The sequence below is a fragment of the Allobacillus saliphilus genome, assembly GCF_018138385.1.
In the GTDB taxonomy this organism is placed as follows: Bacteria; Bacillota; Bacilli; order Bacillales; family Alkalibacillaceae; genus Allobacillus; species Allobacillus saliphilus.
This window is the reverse complement of record NZ_JAGSIE010000023.1, coordinates 1-17,867: the sequence shown is the minus strand read 5'-3', so window position 1 is coordinate 17,867 and position 17,867 is coordinate 1. Positions and strand designations below refer to the sequence as shown.

Here is a 17,867-nt window from a genome sequence, read left to right as displayed (position 1 = left end):
CTTGAATAAAGTTAAAGTATTTTTTAATATTATTTAAATTTTATTTATGTCATGTTAAACTTTATTCCATAAAAAAGAAGCCTCTCATTAGTTCAGTAGACTAGTGAGGGCTTCGCTTTAACACTCAGCAAAAACGATGCGGTCTTTTTTATTAATGTCTTGAATGATTTTCGGGCTAGCTTGAGAATAGGTTTGTTGAATTAACTTGCTTACTGCCTCACCTTGTTGATAGCCAATTTCGAAGGCGAGCTGCTTTGGCTCTAGTCGCTTTGCTTGTGCAATGATTTGTTCATAAGCATACAATCCGTTATTTTCTGCAAACAATGCCATTTCGGGGTCGAATATGACCGTATCGCTCAAGCTGTCTCGGTCTGATTGTGCGATGTATGGTGGGTTGGAAACGACGACGTCAATGTTGTGACCAGCTTCGATTACGGGTTCTAAAAAACTTCCTTGGAGAAACTCAATGTCCGCGTCATGGGTCATTGCATTTCGACGAGCGATTTGAAGGGCTTCGTGCGATAAATCCGTTGCAAGCACACGTAAGTCAGGCAGCTCTTTTTTTAATGAAATCGCAATGATACCACTTCCTGTACCAACATCAACAACGGTTTCTGTTCCAGAGAGTTTGCCGAGCAAGTATTGGACTAATTCCTCAGTTTCCGGGCGTGGAATAAGAACATTTTCATCGACGTAAAAATCGCGTTCATAAAACGTCGCTGTATTCGTGAAATGTTCGAGTGGTTTGCCTGTTGCTGCATGTGATTCAATCCACTCGACGAATGTTTCGTACGTTTTCGTTTCCAGTTTTTCATGAGCATCCATAAATAAACCGCTCATCGTCGCATCCAACAAATAACACAACATGAGATCTGCTACGCGTTCTTCTCGATTATGTGTTTGTAAAAAAGAAGAAGCCCATTTGCGAGCTTCTTGAATCGTTGGTTGTTTCATGTATGTCACCGTTTCTATCGATTATTCCGTAATTTGATCAAGTTTCGATGTTTGTTCTTCAATCGTTAACGCTTCGATAATTTCAGAAAGTTTTCCTTCCATAATTTGATCGAGTTTATTGATCGTCAAATTAATGCGGTGGTCTGTCACACGGTTTTGTGGGTAGTTGTACGTACGGATTCGTTCCGAACGATCGCCTGTACCGACTGCTGACTTACGGTTTTCATCGTATTCTGCTTGTGCTTCTTGTTGGAATTTCTCATATACACGAGCGCGCAGAACTTTCATCGCTTTTTCTTTGTTCTTGATCTGCGATTTTTCATCCTGACAAGATACGACTGTTCCCGTTGGCACGTGGGTCAAACGGACAGCTGACATTGTCGTGTTAACACTCTGTCCACCTGGTCCACTGGAAGCAAACGTGTCGACACGAATATCTTTTTCATGAATATCCACTTCGACTTCCTCCGCTTCAGGAAGTACAGCGACCGTTGATGTTGACGTATGAATCCGTCCACCCGACTCGGTCTCAGGTACACGTTGTACACGGTGTGCACCGTTTTCGTATTTCAATTGAGAATACGCGCCTTTACCGGTAATCATGAAGATGATTTCTTTATAACCACCCATATCGGATTCGTGCGCGTCGATGATTTCAGTTTTCCAATTATGGGCTTCCGCATAGCGTGCGTACATACGGTAAAGGTTTCCGGCAAATAAAGCTGCCTCTTCCCCGCCTGCTGCACCACGAATTTCCATAATAACGTTTTTATCATCATTCGGATCTTTCGGAACGAGCAGTAATTTCATCTCTTGTTCCAGTGGTTCGATTTGTGGCTCGAGTTCGTTCAGTTCTTCTTGAGCCATTTCCACCACTTCTTCGTCAGACTCTTCTTCTAGCATCGTTTTCGCTTCGTCTATTTGTTGCCGAATTTCTTTATATTGACGAAACTTCTCGACGATTGGCTGCAGGTCTGATTGCTCTTTTGAATAATCGCGTAATTTATTGGAATCATTGATGACTTCTGGGTCCATCAGTTTTTCAGTCAATTGATTGTAACGATCTTCGATATTTTCCAATTTCTCGAACATATGCTGTTCACCTCTACTTTTTCCTTCATTATTATATTACAGTAATGGGCTACCGTCAAAAACAGCAAGCACTAATCGATTGTCAGTGCTTGCTATGTTATCTTATTGATTCATTTCTGATTTTGATACGTGATACAAATGTGGGTGATTTGGCACTTCATGATGGTGACGGCAGCGTGGCTCGTACGATTCAGAAGCACCAACCATAATTACTGGATCGTCATATGAAGCGGGTTCACCATCAATCAGACGCTGTGTACGCGTTGCCGGGGATCCACACACGGGGCAAATCGCATGCAACTTTGATACCATTTCACTATTCGCCATTAATAGTGGCATCGGACCGAACGGCTCTCCTCTGAAGTCTTGATCAAGACCAGCCACAATGACGCGAATGCCTCGATTCGCTAATCGTTGAGTCACTTGAACGATTTCTTCGTCAAAGAATTGGACCTCATCAATCCCAATGATATCCAGGTCATCCGTTACGTATTCTTCGATTTCTGAAGCTTGTCGAATCGGATGAGCAATGATGGCATTCCCGTTATGAGAGACGACTGAATCATCTTTATAGCGGTTGTCGATTGCTGGTTTAAATACAGCAATTTTTTGATTGCCATATGTCGCTCGCTTCACACGGCGGATGAGTTCTTCTGATTTTCCAGAAAACATACTTCCGCAAATAACTTCCATCCAGCCTTTATGGTTCATTATATACATCATGAGAGGCACCTCTTTTTTCGTAGTTTCGATTTATTTGTTGAATCATTTTCGTAGGTAATGCTTGCGGTTTTTGTCAAAATGACATGAATTATCATACCCGCAGATGGTCACTTATCATTCTACCGAATCCGCGGGGGAATAAAAAGGGTTAGTTTTTCCTAATTTTGATTTTTGTCATCACATTGTTTAGATAAAAGTAGATTCGCTTGGCTTTGATTAGATGAAGGTTTTTTATTCGAGTCTGACAGATTTAGGGCTAGCCGCCCGATAAAACGGTCTAGACGCCCAATCAGGAGGCCGAGACACCCGATTACGCGTACCAGCCGCCCGATTACGCGGCCCAGACACCCGATTACGCGTACCAGCCGCCCGATTAAGCGGTGCAGCCGCCCGATAAAATGTTTCAGCCATCCAACAAAGAACCCTAGCCACTCGACATAAAAAGAAAAAAGCTGACCGCGATCAGCCGCATCCCTTTGATAGGTGATTGGCTGAATTACGGTCAGCGTTTGTTTTCTCATCTTATTAGTTAAGATTGTATTTTTTCTTGAATCGGTCTACACGGCCACCGACTTTGTCAGCTTTTTGCTTACCAGTGTAGAAAGGATGTGAAGCTGAGCTGATTTCAACTCGAATTAATGGGTACGTGTTGCCGTCTTCCCATTCGATTGTTTCGTCAGAATTTAGTGTAGATCCAGACAAAAATTTGAAATCAGAGCTTGTATCTAAGAATACAACTTTGCGGTATTCCGGATGAATATCCTGTTTCATGGTTAACCCTCCTTGCCCTGAATCCTGTGGAAACAGAGTTTTTTCAAAACACCGATGTGCTTTGCCTTTTCATACAGAGTGATTATATCAACTGCATGTTCATAATGCAAGAAGTTTTTACTCTACTCGGACTAGTTTTTCCCTTGCATTTCATCTTCCATACGTTTGAAAAATTCGTCATTCGTTTTCGATTGGCGCATGCGCTTAATGAAGCGTTCTAAGAAGCCGTGTTGATCTTGCATCGTTTTGCGGATCGCCCACATTTTGTCAAGCTGATCTTTCGGCAATAATAGCTCTTCTTTTCTTGTGCCTGAGCGTAAAATATCGATGGCAGGGAAGATTCGTCGCTCTGCAAGGTTTCGGTCGAGATGCAGCTCCATATTCCCTGTTCCTTTAAATTCTTCGTAAATGACATCGTCCATGCGGGAGCCTGTATCGACTAACGTCGTTGCCAAAATGGTCAAGCTGCCGCCTTCCTCGATATTTCTCGCCGCACCGAAGAATCGTTTTGGACGGTGGAATGACGCTGGGTCAATCCCGCCGGACAATGTTCTTCCACTTGGTGGGATGACGAGGTTGTACGCACGCGCTAAGCGAGTGATACTGTCCATCAAAATGACGACGTCTTGTTTATGTTCAACGAGACGCATCGCACGTTCCAACACAAGCTCGGACACTTTAATGTGATTTTCTGGAACTTCATCGAACGTTGAGCTAACGACATCTACCTCATCAGCGACAGAACGCTCGATATCCGTCACTTCTTCTGGTCGCTCATCAATCAAGAGAATGATCAATTTAGAGTTCGGATGATTTTTCGTAATCGCATTCGCGACTTCTTTTAAAATCGTTGTTTTACCTGCTTTTGGCGGGGCAACGATTAGTCCACGCTGACCAAAACCAACTGGTGACATCATATCGACAATACGAGTTGATAATACATTGCTCGTTGTTTCCAGATTCATTTTCCGATCAGGATAAAGAGCCGTTAAGCCTGGAAAATGGATTCGTTCTTTCGCGCTTTCTGGGTCGTCACCATTGACGGCGTCCACGTGCAGTAAACCGAAGTAACGCTCATTTTCTTTTGGTGGACGTGCTTTCCCGGAAACTAAATCTCCGTTTCTCAAATCAAAACGACGGATTTGGGATGCGGAAATATAAATGTCTTCCGGACTCGGCGCATAGTTGATTGGACGCAAAAATCCGAAGCCTTCTGTAGGGATGATTTCTAAAATTCCATCCACGAAAAGCTTACCGTCTTTTTCAGCCTGTGCTTTCAAAATTGCGAAAATCAATTCTTTCTTGTTTAGTTTTGCATAGTAAGAAACGCCAAAATCACGTGCAAGGGCATAGAGATCCTTCAGTGTTTTTGTTTCTAACTCTGCGATTGTCAATGTTTTTGACAAAATATTACACCACGCTTTTATTAGATTATTTTATTATTTGAACGTATTTTGGAAATATAAAGGGATGATCTCTTGAGTTGGGAAGAGAAAATCTTGAGGTAGATTTAAGACTATTCCATTGTATCGATTTTATGAGGAGATAGCAAGAAAGAGTATGAATTTTTATTGGAATTTAATGTTAAAAAAGCTGACTAGTCATTCCTAGTCAGCTTTTAAACTATGATTAGTTCAATGCTATATTACGTACTAGATTTCGGATGATCGTGAGGAGACCAACAATCAGTACGAGCGTTCCAATTAGAGATACGATAAGATGCGATTCCCAAAACGAATCAAAGGATATACCGTATATCGTGATTTGAACAAATTCGTTTTCCCAAAAGTAATCGAGTAATCCGAATAAAAACATGGAGATGATGATTGCGATTGTCCCGACAATCCAGTCAAATTTATAAAAGGCTAATCCAATAGCCCAACCGATGAAAAAAGTAGTAAGCAATGAAAGGTAAAAGCCGATGGAAGCGATCAGTAGATTATCTCCGAAACCGCCTAACCTGATGGTTTCATCAAAAGGTAGTTGAAACACTTTAATTGCTATATACTCTAAACCGATAAACAGAAGTGCAATAATTAATGCAAGAAATGTTGCTTTAATAGCCGCTTCGATTGTTCCTTTTAAGTAATTTTTACGAGTAACTCCGTGGAATGCTAGTCGGTTAAGATGTGGATACACAGTTATAATCCCGAAAATAATCATTACGACAGAAAACGTATCAAATGTGGAGGTGAAGGCACCTTCAGTCTCTCCTCCAACGATTGTATTTATGACAATAATACCGATTTGCAACACGAGTATTACTGCTGCCACGATGAGAAGTACTTTGGTAAAAAGCCGTTGTAAATGCGCCGTTACTAAATTGCTCATCATTACGCTTCGCCTCCTGTCAAATGGATAAATAAATCTTGTAACGAAACATTGCCAATTTCAAGTTCTTGCGTCTTCGCTTTCTGACGCTCTCCCTCGCTCAATTCACCGTAAATTGTCACTGATTTCGTCGGACCTAATCGTTGTTCGTTCAGCACTTTTTTACCAGAAACGAATTGATCGACAGCGTTTGCTTCACCGATGACTGTCTGCCCTTTCAGCGTCATTGCTTCGTACTTATCATGAAGCAGTAATTTTCCTTCGTGAATCATGACAATCTCATCGAACAAATAGTCCATTTCCGAGACGAGATGTGTTGATAGAATAAACATGCGTGGGTGTTCCGCTTGCTCATCAAGGACTTCATTGTAAAATTTCTTTCGCGTCGGTGCGTCCATTCCTGTGTAAACTTCATCAAATATTGTGATTGGCGCTCGACTTGCTAAGCCTAATACGACTTGCAGAGCCGACCTCATTCCTTTCGATAATTGCTTCATTGTTTTTTTAGTTGGTAAGTTGAATTTTTTGATTAATTCTGCGGCATATTCTGTATCGAAATTCGGACGGAATGTTTCAGCCATTTCGAGCATTTCCTGGACTTTCATTGATTCATCACGCTGGGAATCTGATAGGAACATTATCTGCTGCATACGTGATTGGTTTTCAAAAACAGGCTCCCCGTCCAGGATGATTTCTCCATGGTCTGCTTGTTTGAGACCAGCAATTAAAGAGAGCAGTGTTGTTTTTCCAGCACCGTTTCGTCCGATTAGCCCGACTATTTTATCTCCTTCGATGGTAAAGTCAATTTCGTTTAATGCTTTGTGCTTTTTAAATGACTTTGACACTCGCTTGATTTCTAATTTATGATTCATGTTCTTCACCTCTCTTAATCTTTTGAATCAACGAAAGTATTTCTTTTTCCTCAATCGCTAATTTCTCAGCTTCTTGCACCATCGGAGAGACGTAATTATCCATAAAGGCATCCCGACGTTTCTGCACTAACTTTGACTTTGCACCCTCCGCGACAAACATGCCAACACCTCTTTTCTTAAATAAAATTCCTTCGTCGACGAGTTGATTCACTCCCTTTGCTACCGTCACATGGTTAATCTCGTAAAACTGAACTAGCTGATTGGTTGAAGGCGCTTGATCTCCTTCTTTTAGTTGATTGTTAACGATTTGGTCTTCAATACGCTCTCGCACCTGTTGAAAGATCGGCTTCCCTTCATCAAAATCTCTTCGCATTGTCTTCACCGCCTTATTGTTTGGCTTTGTTGATTTATTATGTTTGCTTGTTGTTGTTTGGTTATATAGTTGAGTATATAACCATAATACGTTGGTGGTTTTAGTTTGTCAACTGATTTTTTTAAATGAATTTGTTTACTGAAGTTAAAGTGCATACATATGGCGAGTTAGTAAAGGTTATTGATTGAAGTGGTGACGACAGCTTGAGCGGTCAGCGTTGCTTTTTGAACAGTCAGCTCTCCTCTTTCAACAGTCAAATGCATTCTTTGAACGGTTAGCTCTCCTTTTTGAACAGTCAGAAGTTCTCTTTGAACGATTAATGCTTCTTTTTAAACGTTCAGCAAATCGCTCGAGAAGCTTTTGATCCCGTTAATTATAAATTTCTCAACTTACGTAATTCAGACAAATAATCGAATTCATTTGTGTTGTAATCGTAGAACAACTTGTATTTTGTTGATCTTTTTATACCGCTTATATTTGTGGCAGTACGTTTTAACATATCTTTCGCTGTTGTCCTTGCATTCAAGTATGCGAAGCTACGAAATTCTTGATTGTTTATCTCGTCACCAATTAATAGAAAATAATCTTTCAATGTATTTTCATGTGCATAGCGATCACGATGGCCACATGTATCGCATTGCCAGTATCGATTCGTCATTCGCATGCCTAAATTGGCGCACTTCATACAAAACACACCTTTTAGAATTTCATTTGGTGTTATTTTGTTTAATTCCAAGATATTTGGTAAATATGAACGATGATTTTGTATAAGTGTAGTGGTAAGGTTTTTTATTTCATTTTGTGTGAGGTAATTTTTTTCATGTTTTGAGTTGAGTTCCCTAAATAATGAAGGTAGTCGTTGGAGAGAGATTACTTTTTCAGCATGATGATTATTGCTAGGTTCGATTCTTAGTCGAGTCTGTGGGTTTGTCATAACTACAAAATACTCGATCGGCAAATCATCGTAGCCATTTTTCTCTAACCATAAAGAAAGCTGATAGGATTGCTCTTCCGCTTGTAGTACGGGGTCTTCGAATACTCTGTAGCTTTGATCTTTTTGCTGAATGACTTGATGAACCGTATCATCGAAAATAAGGTCGTCACTGTAATATTTTGATTCCAGAATGAGTAAAAACTTTGGTGTTACAACTAAAAAATCAATTTGGAAATGTGATGGATGAAGGAAAAGGCGGATGTTCGGGATTGTTCGATGATAGGTTGGTAGCTTGCTTAGTGGATAATATAATCTTGATTCTCCGTATAAACCAGAAAGTTCATTTCGAATTCTTTGCTCTAAGTTTGGAAAGCGAGGATGATTTTTTGGAAGGCGATAATACAAAGCTTGTAACTTAAGAACATGCGGGGGAATTAAATGAGGTTTTTGACTTGTAATCAAAATTGGATCGCTCCTTTTATGTAGTTTTAATTTAAGTATATCTAAATAGGTTATTAAGACAAGCCCATGGTTTTATTATTTTATTATATTAATTGTGTGACTTTATGGCTGGTGTGCTTGTTTGAACGGTTAGCGTGGTTCTTTGAACAGTTATCGTCGTACTTTGAACGGTCAGCTTTGCTTTTTGAACAGTTACGAAGACACTTTGAACGGTCAACTCCACTCTTTGAACGGTCAGCATTGTTTTTTGAACGTTAAGCACCAAAATTGAATAATTAGCTCCCTCAAAAGAACACATAATAAAAAACCAACCGCCACAGCGGTTGGTTTCCTTTATAAGTCTACTCATCTGTCATGACGAGGTTTGGTTTTGTTTTGAGGCGGTGGGTACCGTCAACGAAACGGATGGTACCTGATAGCGCGCGCATAACTAGGGTTTGTGTTGTTGCGCGGTCGCCTTTGAATTGCACACCTTTCAGCAGTTCACCGTCTGTAATGCCGGTGGCTGCGAAGATGGCGTCGTCACCTGAGACGAGGTCTTCCATTGTGAGTACACGGTTCGGGTCGTCAATGCCCATTTTTTTGCATCGTTCGATTTGTTCGTCGTTTTCTGGTTTCAAGCGGCCTTGGATTTCTCCGCCGAGGCATTTTAATCCGACGGCTGCGAGTACTCCTTCTGGTGCTCCGCCCGTTCCGAATAGAATATCAACACCTGTATGGTCAAACGCTGTGTTGATTGCTCCGGCTACGTCGCCTTCTGGAATTAATTTGATTCGTCCGCCGTTTTCACGGATCTCATCAATGATATGTTGGTGGCGAGGTCTGTTCAACACGCAAGCGACGACATCTTGTACAGCTTTTCCTTTTGCTTCAGCGACAGCCTTCAAGTTGTCTGTGACAGAAGAATTCAAGTCGATCTTCCCGACCGCTTCCGGACCGACAGCGATTTTTTCCATATACATGTCCGGAGCGTGAAGCATATGTCCGCGGTCGGCAATCCCGACGACTGCAAATGCCCCCCAACTACCTGATGCAACGATGTTCGTTCCTTCGACTGGGTCAACCGCGATATCTACATCCGGTCCACCTGTCATTCCAAGCTCCTCACCGATATAAAGCATCGGGGCTTCGTCTCTTTCGCCTTCACCGATAACAACGCGTCCATTCATTGGAATTGTATCAAATACCGTTCGCATTGCTTCCGTTGCTGCGTTGTCCGCTTCTTCTTTCTCTCCTCGGCCCATCCAACGTGCAGAGGCCATAGCTGCCGCCTCCGTTACACGAACGATTTCCATTGATAAACTTCTTTCCATATAGGTTCCTCCCCTTTTGGTGTAGCGATTCCCTCGTCTGTTTGTTTATATATTTTGATAAAATTTCTGATCTTCTTCTGTCATTGCTTCTTTCCATACGACAGCGCCTAAATCAGTTAATTTTTTCGTTATGTCATGGTAGCCTCGTTCGATATGCTCTAGTCCTACGATTTCTGTAATGCCGTCAGCCAGCAATCCTGCAGCCACTAATGCCGCACCTGCACGTAAGTCGCTCGCTTTTACTTTGGCACCTTCTAATTGAGATGGCCCTGTTATAATGGCTGAGCTTCCTTCAATCTTAATAGTAGCATTCATCCGGCGTAGCTCGTCGATATGTTTGAATCGCGCGCTGTAGATTGTATCGGTAACGACGCTCGTGCCTTCCGCTTGCGTCAATAATGTTGTTAATGGTTGTTGTAAATCCGTCGGAAAGCCTGGATATACAAGTGTCTTGATATCACACGAATTGAACGGCCGATTGCCACGAACGATTAATCGCTCGTCTTCCGCTTCAATTTCAACACCCATTTCACGTAGCTTCGCTGTTAACGACTCCAAGTGCGTCGGGATGACATTATCGATAATGACTTCTCCACCTTTGGCTGCGGCCATAATCGTGTACGTACCAGCTTCAATACGGTCCGGAATGATGGTATGCTTACATCCCTTCAAATCATCCGTTCCTTCAATGCGGATGACATCCGTACCGGCTCCTTTGATGTTTGCTCCCATACTATTCAGTAAGGTAGCTACATCAATAATTTCCGGTTCTTTTGCGGCGTTTTCGATAATTGTTTTCCCTTTTGCCCGGACAGCAGCAAGCATAATATTAATGGTCGCACCGACGCTGACAACGTCCAAGTAAATCTTTGCGCCGACTAACTCATCTGCACGGAGATAGACTGCACCTTGTTCATTCGTCACTTTGGCACCGAGTGCTTCAAAACCTTTAATGTGCTGGTCAATCGGACGTGGTCCTAAATTACACCCACCAGGCAAGCCGATGACTGCTTTTTTGAACCGACCAAGCATAGCGCCCATAAAGTAATATGACGCACGAAGTTTTTTCACTTTTCCGTTTGGTAATGGCATGTCGATCATATTCGTCGAGTCGATCGTCAAATCTTCACCTGTTTGTGAAACTGTTCCGCCGATGTCTTCAAGCAGCTCTTTCAATATTTGAATGTCTGAGATATCTGGCAGGCCTTCAATCGTCACTTCGGATTCAGCTAAAATCGTAGCTGGCAATAGAGCGACAGCGCTATTTTTTGCTCCACTGACCCGAACAGTGCCGTTTAATTCGTGGCCTCCCTCGATGAGTAGTTTTTCCATTTGTGATACTCCTCTAAAGTTATTCTAGTCCTTATTATACGGACTCTTCACAAATTCATGCTTGATTTGCTTTTTCCCAGTCTGCTAAAAATTTCTCAATACCTTGATCCGTCAATGGGTGCTTCACCAATTGTTGGATGACATTAAATGGAATCGTTGCGATGTGTGCGCCGTTTATTGCCGCTTCTGTCACATGCATTGGATGTCTGACGCTTGCTGCGATAATTTGTGTGTCAATTGCATGACGGTCAAAAATCTCTGCAATTTCTGCAATTAAGTTCATTCCGTTTTGACCGATATCATCCAATCTGCCAAGGAAAGGAGACACGTATGTCGCGCCAGCACGAGCCGCCAGCAATGCTTGGTTCGCAGAAAATACGAGTGTGACGTTAGTTGTGACACCCTTGTCCGTAAGTTGCTTACATGCTTTCAACCCTTCAAGTGTCATCGGTACTTTAATCGTAATATTCGGTGCGATTTTAGTGAGTTCTTCTGCTTCTTTCATCATTCCGTCAACATCTTCAGATACGACTTCCGCACTGACAGAACCTTTTGTCACTTCTTGAGTAATTTCTTTCAAACGGTCGTGGAAAGAAACATTTTCTTTTGCAACAAGTGATGGGTTTGTTGTTACGCCTGCTAAAACACCTAATGCGTTTGCTTCTTTAATTTCATCAATGTTTGCTGTATCAATAAAAAATTTCATTCGAATGATCTCCTTTATTTCAGTTATTTTCTACGAAGTTCTCATTCCATGACGAAAAGGCCAACCCAATCATGGATTAGCCTTCTAAAGAGACAATGTTACTGTGTGTTATTAATGGTTTATTGATATCCATTTGCAACAAATTAAGCATGGAAACTAACGGCACAGCAGATTTCCTCCTACTTGCATGGACTTAGACAAAATATCGTCATTCAACGCGTTAATTAACTTGTTATGCAACGATGCAGATTTGAAATCTGACATCATTTCATCAACTGAAAACTGTTCATGCACAATCTATCTATAGGATACCAAACTATGCATTAGCTTCGCAACTTCATCTGTCCATTATTCAGAGATATTTACGAAATCATATAAATTTTTCTCAACGATTTGTACGATATCTACAATATTAAATGGCTTTTCAACAATTTCTACAATTTCGCCTGTTCGAACGATGTTGTGCATTTCTTCTTTATCCGTTCCTGTCATAAGAATTACAGGGATTTTCCAACCTTCTTCCCTAATCTCATGGGCGAATTGATCGCCTTTCATTTCAGGAATTCGGTAATCGACTAAAATGATTGCTGGTTTTTTTTCGTTTATCGCCACTTTGGCGTCTAACGGATTTGAATAAGTGAAAACATTGTAACCTGATCGTGCAAATACCTCTTTTAACATCATTCTTATGCCTTTTTCATCATCAATGATGAAAAGGGTAGTGTTTTTCATCCCATCACCTTTCTCCGTCTCATCCATCCACTAATAGCTTAGATGAAATGGAAGAAAAACACAATACGTATCATAAGATTTTTTGCTCTTTTTTGGAATTAACTGGGTTATTTCTGCAAATTCATACATGCCCCGACAAATTCTTTAAATAAAGGCTGTGGTCGTGTCGGGCGTGATTTAAATTCTGGGTGGAATTGGGATGCAACAAACCATGGGTGATCTTTCAATTCCACAATTTCAATTAAATGATGATCTGGACTTTGACCGGAAAAAATTAAACCTTGTTCTTCCATCTGCTCGCGGTATTCATTGTTGAACTCAAAGCGATGGCGGTGGCGTTCGTAAATGATTTCTTGCTCATCATATGCTTCGTATGCTTTTGTATCTTTCATTAGTCTACAGGCATAGACACCTAAGCGAAGTGTTCCACCTAAATCTTCAATATTTTTTTGTTCCGGCAATAAATCAATGACTGGGTACGGTGTTTCTGGATCGATTTCTGCTGAATGTGCATCTTTCAGTCCAAGTACGTTCCGAGCAAATTCAACTGTTGCCAGCTGCATGCCTAAGCATATGCCTAAGAATGGAACATCATTTTCTCTTGCGTAACGGATTGCTTCAATTTTCCCTTCGATTCCACGGTCACCAAAACCACCTGGTACGATAATTCCGGATACGTCACTGAATTCTTCAGGTGCATTTTCTGCAGTTAACTTAGCTGAATCAATCCATTTCACTTTGACGTCTGCGTCAGCAGGATAACCAGCGTGTTTCAACGCTTCAACGACAGAAATATAAGCATCTGGTAAAGCGACATATTTTCCGACTAAGCCGATTGTAACGGTTTTGGAAAGATTGGTTACCCGATGGATCAGCTCTTCCCATTCAGTCATGTCCGCTTCAGGGCAATCTAAGTGGAAATGCTCACAAGTCAGCTGGTCGAGTCCTTGCTTTTTCATTTCCAAAGCGACTTCATAGAGCACTTCTTGGTTGTGTGCTTCAATGACCGCTTCTTCTTTAATATCACAGAATAAAGCTATTTTTTGCTTCATGCCTTCACTAATATCTTTTTCTGTACGAAGCACGATAATGTCTGGTTGGATTCCGAGTGAACGCAACTCTTTCACCGAGTGCTGTGTCGGCTTTGTTTTCAATTCGCCTGCAGCCTCCAAATAAGGAACGAGTGTACAGTGAATATACATGACGTTTTCGCGTCCAAGGTCACTTTTCAGCTGACGAATCGCCTCAAGAAACGGCAAGCTTTCGATATCTCCTACCGTACCACCGATTTCGGTAATAACGACATCTGCATTCGTTTCTTTGCCCGCTTTGTAGACACGGTCTTTAATTTCATTTGTAATGTGTGGAATAACTTGTACCGTACCCCCTAAATATTCACCACGGCGTTCTTTCCGAATAACGGAAGAATAAACTTTCCCTGTCGTAATGTTGCTGTACTTATTCAAATTAATATCGATGAATCGTTCATAGTGCCCGAGATCCAAGTCTGTTTCTGCACCGTCTTCCGTGACAAATACTTCACCGTGCTGGTATGGACTCATTGTCCCTGGATCTACGTTCAAATACGGATCGAATTTTTGAATCGTTACATTTAAACCTCGGTTTTTCAGCAAGCGCCCTAAAGAGGCTGCTGTAATTCCTTTTCCAAGCGAAGAAACAACCCCGCCTGTTACAAAGATATACTTCGTCATGTTCGTTCCTCTCTTTCTGTCATTACCATTTATTTTGAATAAAAAAATGAATTTTATGAAATGAAAAGCTGCTTATAAAAACAAAAAAAGCTCCCGAACGAATCGGGAGCTGACATTTTTTAAGAGCCCACATAGAATATTACTGTTTTATTTTGCGAAAGTCAAGATGGTTATGTCGGTAAGAATTATTTTTCTTCCTCGTCCTCTTCATCGAAGTCTTCCACTTCTTCGTCTTCATCGAAGAATTCATCTTCGCTTTCTTCTTCCGCTTGACCGAAAAGATTCCCATCGTCTTCTTCAGAGAATCCTGCATCTACATCTTGTAGATCTTCCTTCAAGTAATCCTCTTCTGGTTCATCGTCAATTGTATCTGTATCAGATTTTTTACGCTTTTTCTTTTTACGTTTTGGTCGTTCTACTTCTTCAAGCTTGATGATATCCTCTTCTGTTTTATCAAATGGATACCACTGTTTTAATCCCCAGACATTTGAACCGACTGGAATAAAACGGCCATCAACATTTAAGTCCGTATAGAACTGTGAAATGAACTTCTTTTTGTCTTCCTCAGTCATTTCTTTTTCTTCGGCAATTTTATTATATAAATCACTGAATGAAACAGATTGATTTTCATCTTGTAAATATTCATAAGCGATCTCAATCATTGAAACTTCTCTAATATCTTCATTTGCATACTTTTCCAAACCCATTGTCAGCACTCCTTTAAGACCTTAATCATCAAATGGTTTCCTATTTTATCATGCCGTATGGAAAAATCAACTGAACATGATTCTCCGTTTGAAATACTATCATTTTAATATAGATATGTGCATTTTACCACATTATCCTAAAAATTAATCTACTGAAATAAAAAGAAAGCAAACATTGGAAAAAAGGTGCCTATCTTCAACTACACTAAACCTATGAAGCAGTTGGTTTTTCGACAAACAAAGCTCGTGTTTTCTCGTCATAATTCTTATGAGTTACATATTTCGACTGAATGTTCTAAAATAAGAGTAAGAGTTATTTGGAAAAGGATGATGCGAATGAATGGCTGGCCATTATCAGAAGTAATCCGATTCGTGATTCAATCATTTTGGAAAAATCCAATCATCATCATTTTTATGTTGATCACACCATTATTATTGCTATTTTTAAGTTCAACTATCTTACAAGAGGAAGCATACGAGCCGACAATCGGTGTCGAAGAAATTTCTGAGCGGATGCAAGCTTCTTTGTTACAGCAGGATGTAAACGTTGAACAGATTACGACAGCAAAAGCATTGAATAAATTATCAGCAGGTCAGTTGGATGCCTTTTTCACTGTCGAAAATCAAGGTGGATTTTTGATGTTGGAAGGGAGCAAGCCACACGCCAACTACAACACGAATCTAGCCCTCAATAAGATGTACGCCAATTTAATGTACGACGACAATGCTTTTGATTTCTTGTATATACATGGTACATCGCAAAACAACTGGTATGATTATATTGGCCCTGGCTTAATCGCATTTTTCACCTTTGCCTTTACGTTGATTTGTAGTGCCATGCTGTTCTCTAGGCAGGTTCAAACCTATGAATTTCATTTGAATGGCACACGTTTTATTACGGTTTACTTTTTTTTGTTTAGCATTCTTTCATTGATTCAATCTGTGTTGATTTTAAGTTATAGCATTTATCAATTGGATATGTATTTTGCAGGTTCTTTCTGGGGGGCGTTGCTAACTGTATGGCTCATCGGCCTTGTCGCCGTTAGTCTCGGTATGGTAGTCGCAGCATTCACCCGGACATTTTTCCAATTTGGCTTTTCGATTTTCTTAATTCTTCTATCGCAATTTTACTTCTCTGGTATTTTGCCTAGTGAAAATGTTGCATGGATGAACCGAGTCGGCTTATTTATGCCTGTCTCCTACTCCGTTGAAGGTTTGCGTGACATCATCATTCGCAACGAACAATTTATCCAAATCTCAACCTATGGATTGATTTTAATTATTTTTATTGCGATCAATTTACGTCTAGTTGGTTATAAATTGAGAAAACAGGCGAATGTAGCGCCGTAGATGAGTTGGGGTGGCAGTCGTTTGAACGGTTGGCGCGTCCATTTGAACGGTTAGCACGTCCATTTGAGCGGTTGGCGCGCTCGTTTGAACGGTTAGCACGTCCATTTGAACGGTCAGCAAATTGATGATAGCAACATCAATAAAAGCCTCCCTTCACCGGTTGGCTTTTTCTTTTTGTTTCGCTGTAAGTTGTAAAATCGATCGAACACTCTCATCTAAATCTTTATTTTCCATGACTAAGTCCACTTGCTCTGGCATGCCAAATTCGTTCTTTTTCTTCGCTTCTTCTAATCGGCTTTGAATCTCTTCATCCGTACTTCCCCGTCGTTTCAATCGTTCTACTAACAGTTCTTTCGTTAACCGAATGAATACGACTTTTGTATATTCGGGATACTTCCTTTGCATCGCTCTCGCACCATTCATATCCATACAGATCACCAATTGATCGTGCTGCGTTAGCTTTGTATCGACTTCTATAATGGTTAATCCATAATGATTACCCGCATACTCACTTTCTTCAACTTTATCGAGCCTTTGGAATTCCTCTTTTGAAACAAAATGATAGTCGTGATGATTCACTTCTCCCTTTCGCATTGAGCGAGTGGTCGTCGTGATCAGTCTTTTGAAGCCATGCGTTTCCAGTCGATGTGCAATCGTTGTTTTTCCTGAGCCGCTTCCTCCGACGATAACGATAATTGTCTTCATTTCAATCGCTCCTTTGAAGTAAATTCTACACGAAAACGTTGTGCGTATGTAATTTAAATGTTCATTTTTATTTGGTAACGTATTTACGACCACCTTATGCATGGTGACATGTACGATAAATCGCAGTCTTGGTTGCATTTCTTCCGTGTTAATCTGCTGGCCTTCAGCGTTAATTCGCGAGCCTTCAACATTAATTCGCGGGACTTCAACATTAATTCGCGGGCCTTCAACATTAATTCGAGAACCTTCAACATTAATTCGCAGACCTTCAACATTAATTCGCTGGCCTTCGGTACCGTCAATAAGTTTGTGTAAAAAGTAGGGTAATCCGGTGGAGGGTTATTTTCCCTCCTCGCTTTCGGTCTGAGATTCATAGCGTTCCTCAAACATGGCGTGCAGTTCAGGGCTTGCTTCTTTGAAGCCCCGGAGTTTGCGCGTGGACCATTTAGTGTTGCATTCATCTGAAATCAAATAAATCACCTTTTCCACGGCTTCTTCTGAGGGAAGGCTGTTCATCGTTTTCAGACGTTTTTTGAATTCCTTCATAGTGCGCTCGATGATGTTTGTCGTGTAAATCATCGGGCGGATAGAGGAAGGATAGTTCAGGAACGTGGTAAGAGCGTTGAAGTCCTCTCTCCAGGACTTGGCGATTTTGGGATATTTCTTTTGCCAAGTTTCACAGAAGGCATCCAACTGTTTTTCAGCTTCACCGTTACTGTTCGACTGATAGATAGCTTTCATGTCTTGACTGATCGCTGAGCGATCTTTCTGTCGGACCTTGTTCAGCGTGTTCCGTAC

Annotated in this window: 20 protein-coding genes; 1 reads left to right on the top strand and 19 read right to left on the bottom strand. The window is 41.0% G+C overall.

Annotation, left to right across the window (positions count from 1 at the left end):
- Positions 1-117 precede the first annotated feature (117 nt).
- From prmC to rpoE, 17 genes are all read right to left on the bottom strand, one after another.
- Positions 118-954, bottom strand: coding sequence for a peptide chain release factor N(5)-glutamine methyltransferase (gene prmC / locus KC820_RS07990; protein WP_212370118.1), 837 nt, complete (start codon positions 952-954; stop codon positions 118-120).
- Positions 955-975: 21 nt separating this feature from the next.
- The gene (gene prfA, locus KC820_RS07985) at positions 976-2,046 is read right to left on the bottom strand and encodes a peptide chain release factor 1 (RefSeq protein WP_144089046.1); all 1,071 of its coding nucleotides are present in this window, start codon (positions 2,044-2,046) and stop codon (positions 976-978) included.
- A gap of 102 nt (positions 2,047-2,148) precedes the next feature.
- On the bottom strand, positions 2,149-2,766 hold the full coding sequence (locus KC820_RS07980) for a thymidine kinase (protein ID WP_144089072.1): 618 nt from the start codon (positions 2,764-2,766) through the stop codon (positions 2,149-2,151).
- Between the two features lie 161 nt (positions 2,767-2,927).
- Entirely contained in the window at positions 2,928-3,290 is a 363-nt protein-coding gene (locus KC820_RS07975) for a hypothetical protein (RefSeq protein WP_212370117.1), read from the bottom strand.
- A 4-nt stretch (positions 3,291-3,294) separates the two neighbouring features.
- On the bottom strand, positions 3,295-3,540 hold the full coding sequence (locus KC820_RS07970) for a type B 50S ribosomal protein L31 (protein ID WP_212370116.1): 246 nt from the start codon (positions 3,538-3,540) through the stop codon (positions 3,295-3,297).
- 131 nt (positions 3,541-3,671) lie between these two features.
- A complete protein-coding gene (gene rho / locus KC820_RS07965) occupies positions 3,672-4,946 on the bottom strand; it encodes a transcription termination factor Rho (RefSeq protein WP_212370115.1) in 1,275 nt (424 codons plus the stop codon).
- Positions 4,947-5,169: 223 nt separating this feature from the next.
- Positions 5,170-5,874, bottom strand: coding sequence for a hypothetical protein (locus KC820_RS07960; protein ID WP_212370114.1), 705 nt, complete (start codon positions 5,872-5,874; stop codon positions 5,170-5,172).
- Positions 5,874-6,743 (bottom strand): ATP-binding cassette domain-containing protein, encoded by an 870-nt coding sequence (locus KC820_RS07955; RefSeq protein WP_212370113.1) that lies wholly within the window; start codon positions 6,741-6,743, stop codon positions 5,874-5,876. The genes KC820_RS07960 and KC820_RS07955 overlap by 1 nt, the downstream gene beginning before the upstream one ends.
- The gene (locus KC820_RS07950) at positions 6,733-7,116 is read right to left on the bottom strand and encodes a GntR family transcriptional regulator (protein WP_212370112.1); all 384 of its coding nucleotides are present in this window, start codon (positions 7,114-7,116) and stop codon (positions 6,733-6,735) included. Before KC820_RS07950 ends, KC820_RS07955 begins: the two co-directional genes overlap by 11 nt.
- A 373-nt stretch (positions 7,117-7,489) precedes the next feature.
- Entirely contained in the window at positions 7,490-8,512 is a 1,023-nt protein-coding gene (locus KC820_RS07945; RefSeq protein ID WP_212370111.1) for a nuclease-related domain-containing protein, read from the bottom strand.
- A gap of 88 nt (positions 8,513-8,600) precedes the next feature.
- Positions 8,601-8,774 carry a hypothetical protein gene (locus KC820_RS07940; protein WP_212370109.1) on the bottom strand — a complete coding sequence of 58 codons (174 nt, stop codon included), beginning with the start codon at positions 8,772-8,774 and terminating at the stop codon, positions 8,601-8,603.
- Positions 8,775-8,853: 79 nt separating this feature from the next.
- The gene (gene glpX, locus KC820_RS07935; RefSeq protein WP_212370107.1) at positions 8,854-9,825 is read right to left on the bottom strand and encodes a class II fructose-bisphosphatase; all 972 of its coding nucleotides are present in this window, start codon (positions 9,823-9,825) and stop codon (positions 8,854-8,856) included.
- Between the two features lie 45 nt (positions 9,826-9,870).
- A complete protein-coding gene (locus KC820_RS07930) occupies positions 9,871-11,157 on the bottom strand; it encodes a UDP-N-acetylglucosamine 1-carboxyvinyltransferase (RefSeq protein WP_212370105.1) in 1,287 nt (428 codons plus the stop codon).
- A gap of 55 nt (positions 11,158-11,212) precedes the next feature.
- On the bottom strand, positions 11,213-11,863 hold the full coding sequence (gene fsa / locus KC820_RS07925; RefSeq protein WP_144089056.1) for a fructose-6-phosphate aldolase: 651 nt from the start codon (positions 11,861-11,863) through the stop codon (positions 11,213-11,215).
- Positions 11,864-12,211: 348 nt separating this feature from the next.
- Positions 12,212-12,595, bottom strand: coding sequence for a response regulator (locus KC820_RS07920; RefSeq protein ID WP_212370103.1), 384 nt, complete (start codon positions 12,593-12,595; stop codon positions 12,212-12,214).
- A 107-nt stretch (positions 12,596-12,702) separates the two neighbouring features.
- Positions 12,703-14,307, bottom strand: coding sequence for a CTP synthase (locus KC820_RS07915; RefSeq protein WP_212370101.1), 1,605 nt, complete (start codon positions 14,305-14,307; stop codon positions 12,703-12,705).
- A gap of 185 nt (positions 14,308-14,492) precedes the next feature.
- The gene (gene rpoE / locus KC820_RS07910) at positions 14,493-15,014 is read right to left on the bottom strand and encodes a DNA-directed RNA polymerase subunit delta (protein ID WP_212370099.1); all 522 of its coding nucleotides are present in this window, start codon (positions 15,012-15,014) and stop codon (positions 14,493-14,495) included.
- 336 nt (positions 15,015-15,350) lie between these two features.
- Between rpoE and KC820_RS07905 the strand changes: the two genes are divergently transcribed.
- Positions 15,351-16,364: an ABC transporter permease gene (locus tag KC820_RS07905; RefSeq protein WP_212370097.1), complete on the top strand. Its 1,014-nt coding sequence runs from the start codon at positions 15,351-15,353 to the stop codon at positions 16,362-16,364.
- Between the two features lie 153 nt (positions 16,365-16,517).
- Here the strand turns inward: KC820_RS07905 and KC820_RS07900 are convergent, their stop codons facing one another.
- Positions 16,518-17,069, bottom strand: a complete 552-nt coding sequence (locus KC820_RS07900) for a guanylate kinase (protein ID WP_212370095.1) — start codon at positions 17,067-17,069, stop codon at positions 16,518-16,520.
- 339 nt (positions 17,070-17,408) lie between these two features.
- The coding region (locus KC820_RS07895) for a transposase (RefSeq protein ID WP_212370093.1) at positions 17,409-17,867 on the bottom strand (459 nt) is incomplete at its 5' end.

Coding starts and splice junctions, on each gene's coding strand:
- KC820_RS07900 (WP_212370095.1), bottom strand. CDS start 17,069: ATGAAGACAATTATCGTTATCGTCGGAGGAAGCGGCTCAGGAAAAACA.
- KC820_RS07920 (WP_212370103.1), bottom strand. CDS start 12,595: ATGAAAAACACTACCCTTTTCATCATTGATGATGAAAAAGGCATAAGA.
- KC820_RS07980 (WP_144089072.1), bottom strand. CDS start 2,766: ATGTATATAATGAACCATAAAGGCTGGATGGAAGTTATTTGCGGAAGT.
- KC820_RS07915 (WP_212370101.1), bottom strand. CDS start 14,307: ATGACGAAGTATATCTTTGTAACAGGCGGGGTTGTTTCTTCGCTTGGA.
- KC820_RS07975 (WP_212370117.1), bottom strand. CDS start 3,290: ATGAGAAAACAAACGCTGACCGTAATTCAGCCAATCACCTATCAAAGG.
- glpX (WP_212370107.1), bottom strand. CDS start 9,825: ATGGAAAGAAGTTTATCAATGGAAATCGTTCGTGTAACGGAGGCGGCA.
- KC820_RS07930 (WP_212370105.1), bottom strand. CDS start 11,157: ATGGAAAAACTACTCATCGAGGGAGGCCACGAATTAAACGGCACTGTT.
- prfA (WP_144089046.1), bottom strand. CDS start 2,046: ATGTTCGAGAAATTGGAAAATATCGAAGATCGTTACAATCAATTGACT.
- KC820_RS07955 (WP_212370113.1), bottom strand. CDS start 6,743: ATGAATCATAAATTAGAAATCAAGCGAGTGTCAAAGTCATTTAAAAAG.
- KC820_RS07960 (WP_212370114.1), bottom strand. CDS start 5,874: ATGATGAGCAATTTAGTAACGGCGCATTTACAACGGCTTTTTACCAAA.
- KC820_RS07970 (WP_212370116.1), bottom strand. CDS start 3,540: ATGAAACAGGATATTCATCCGGAATACCGCAAAGTTGTATTCTTAGAT.
- fsa (WP_144089056.1), bottom strand. CDS start 11,863: ATGAAATTTTTTATTGATACAGCAAACATTGATGAAATTAAAGAAGCA.
- KC820_RS07950 (WP_212370112.1), bottom strand. CDS start 7,116: ATGCGAAGAGATTTTGATGAAGGGAAGCCGATCTTTCAACAGGTGCGA.
- prmC (WP_212370118.1), bottom strand. CDS start 954: ATGAAACAACCAACGATTCAAGAAGCTCGCAAATGGGCTTCTTCTTTT.
- KC820_RS07905 (WP_212370097.1), top strand. CDS start 15,351: ATGAATGGCTGGCCATTATCAGAAGTAATCCGATTCGTGATTCAATCA.
- rpoE (WP_212370099.1), bottom strand. CDS start 15,014: ATGGGTTTGGAAAAGTATGCAAATGAAGATATTAGAGAAGTTTCAATG.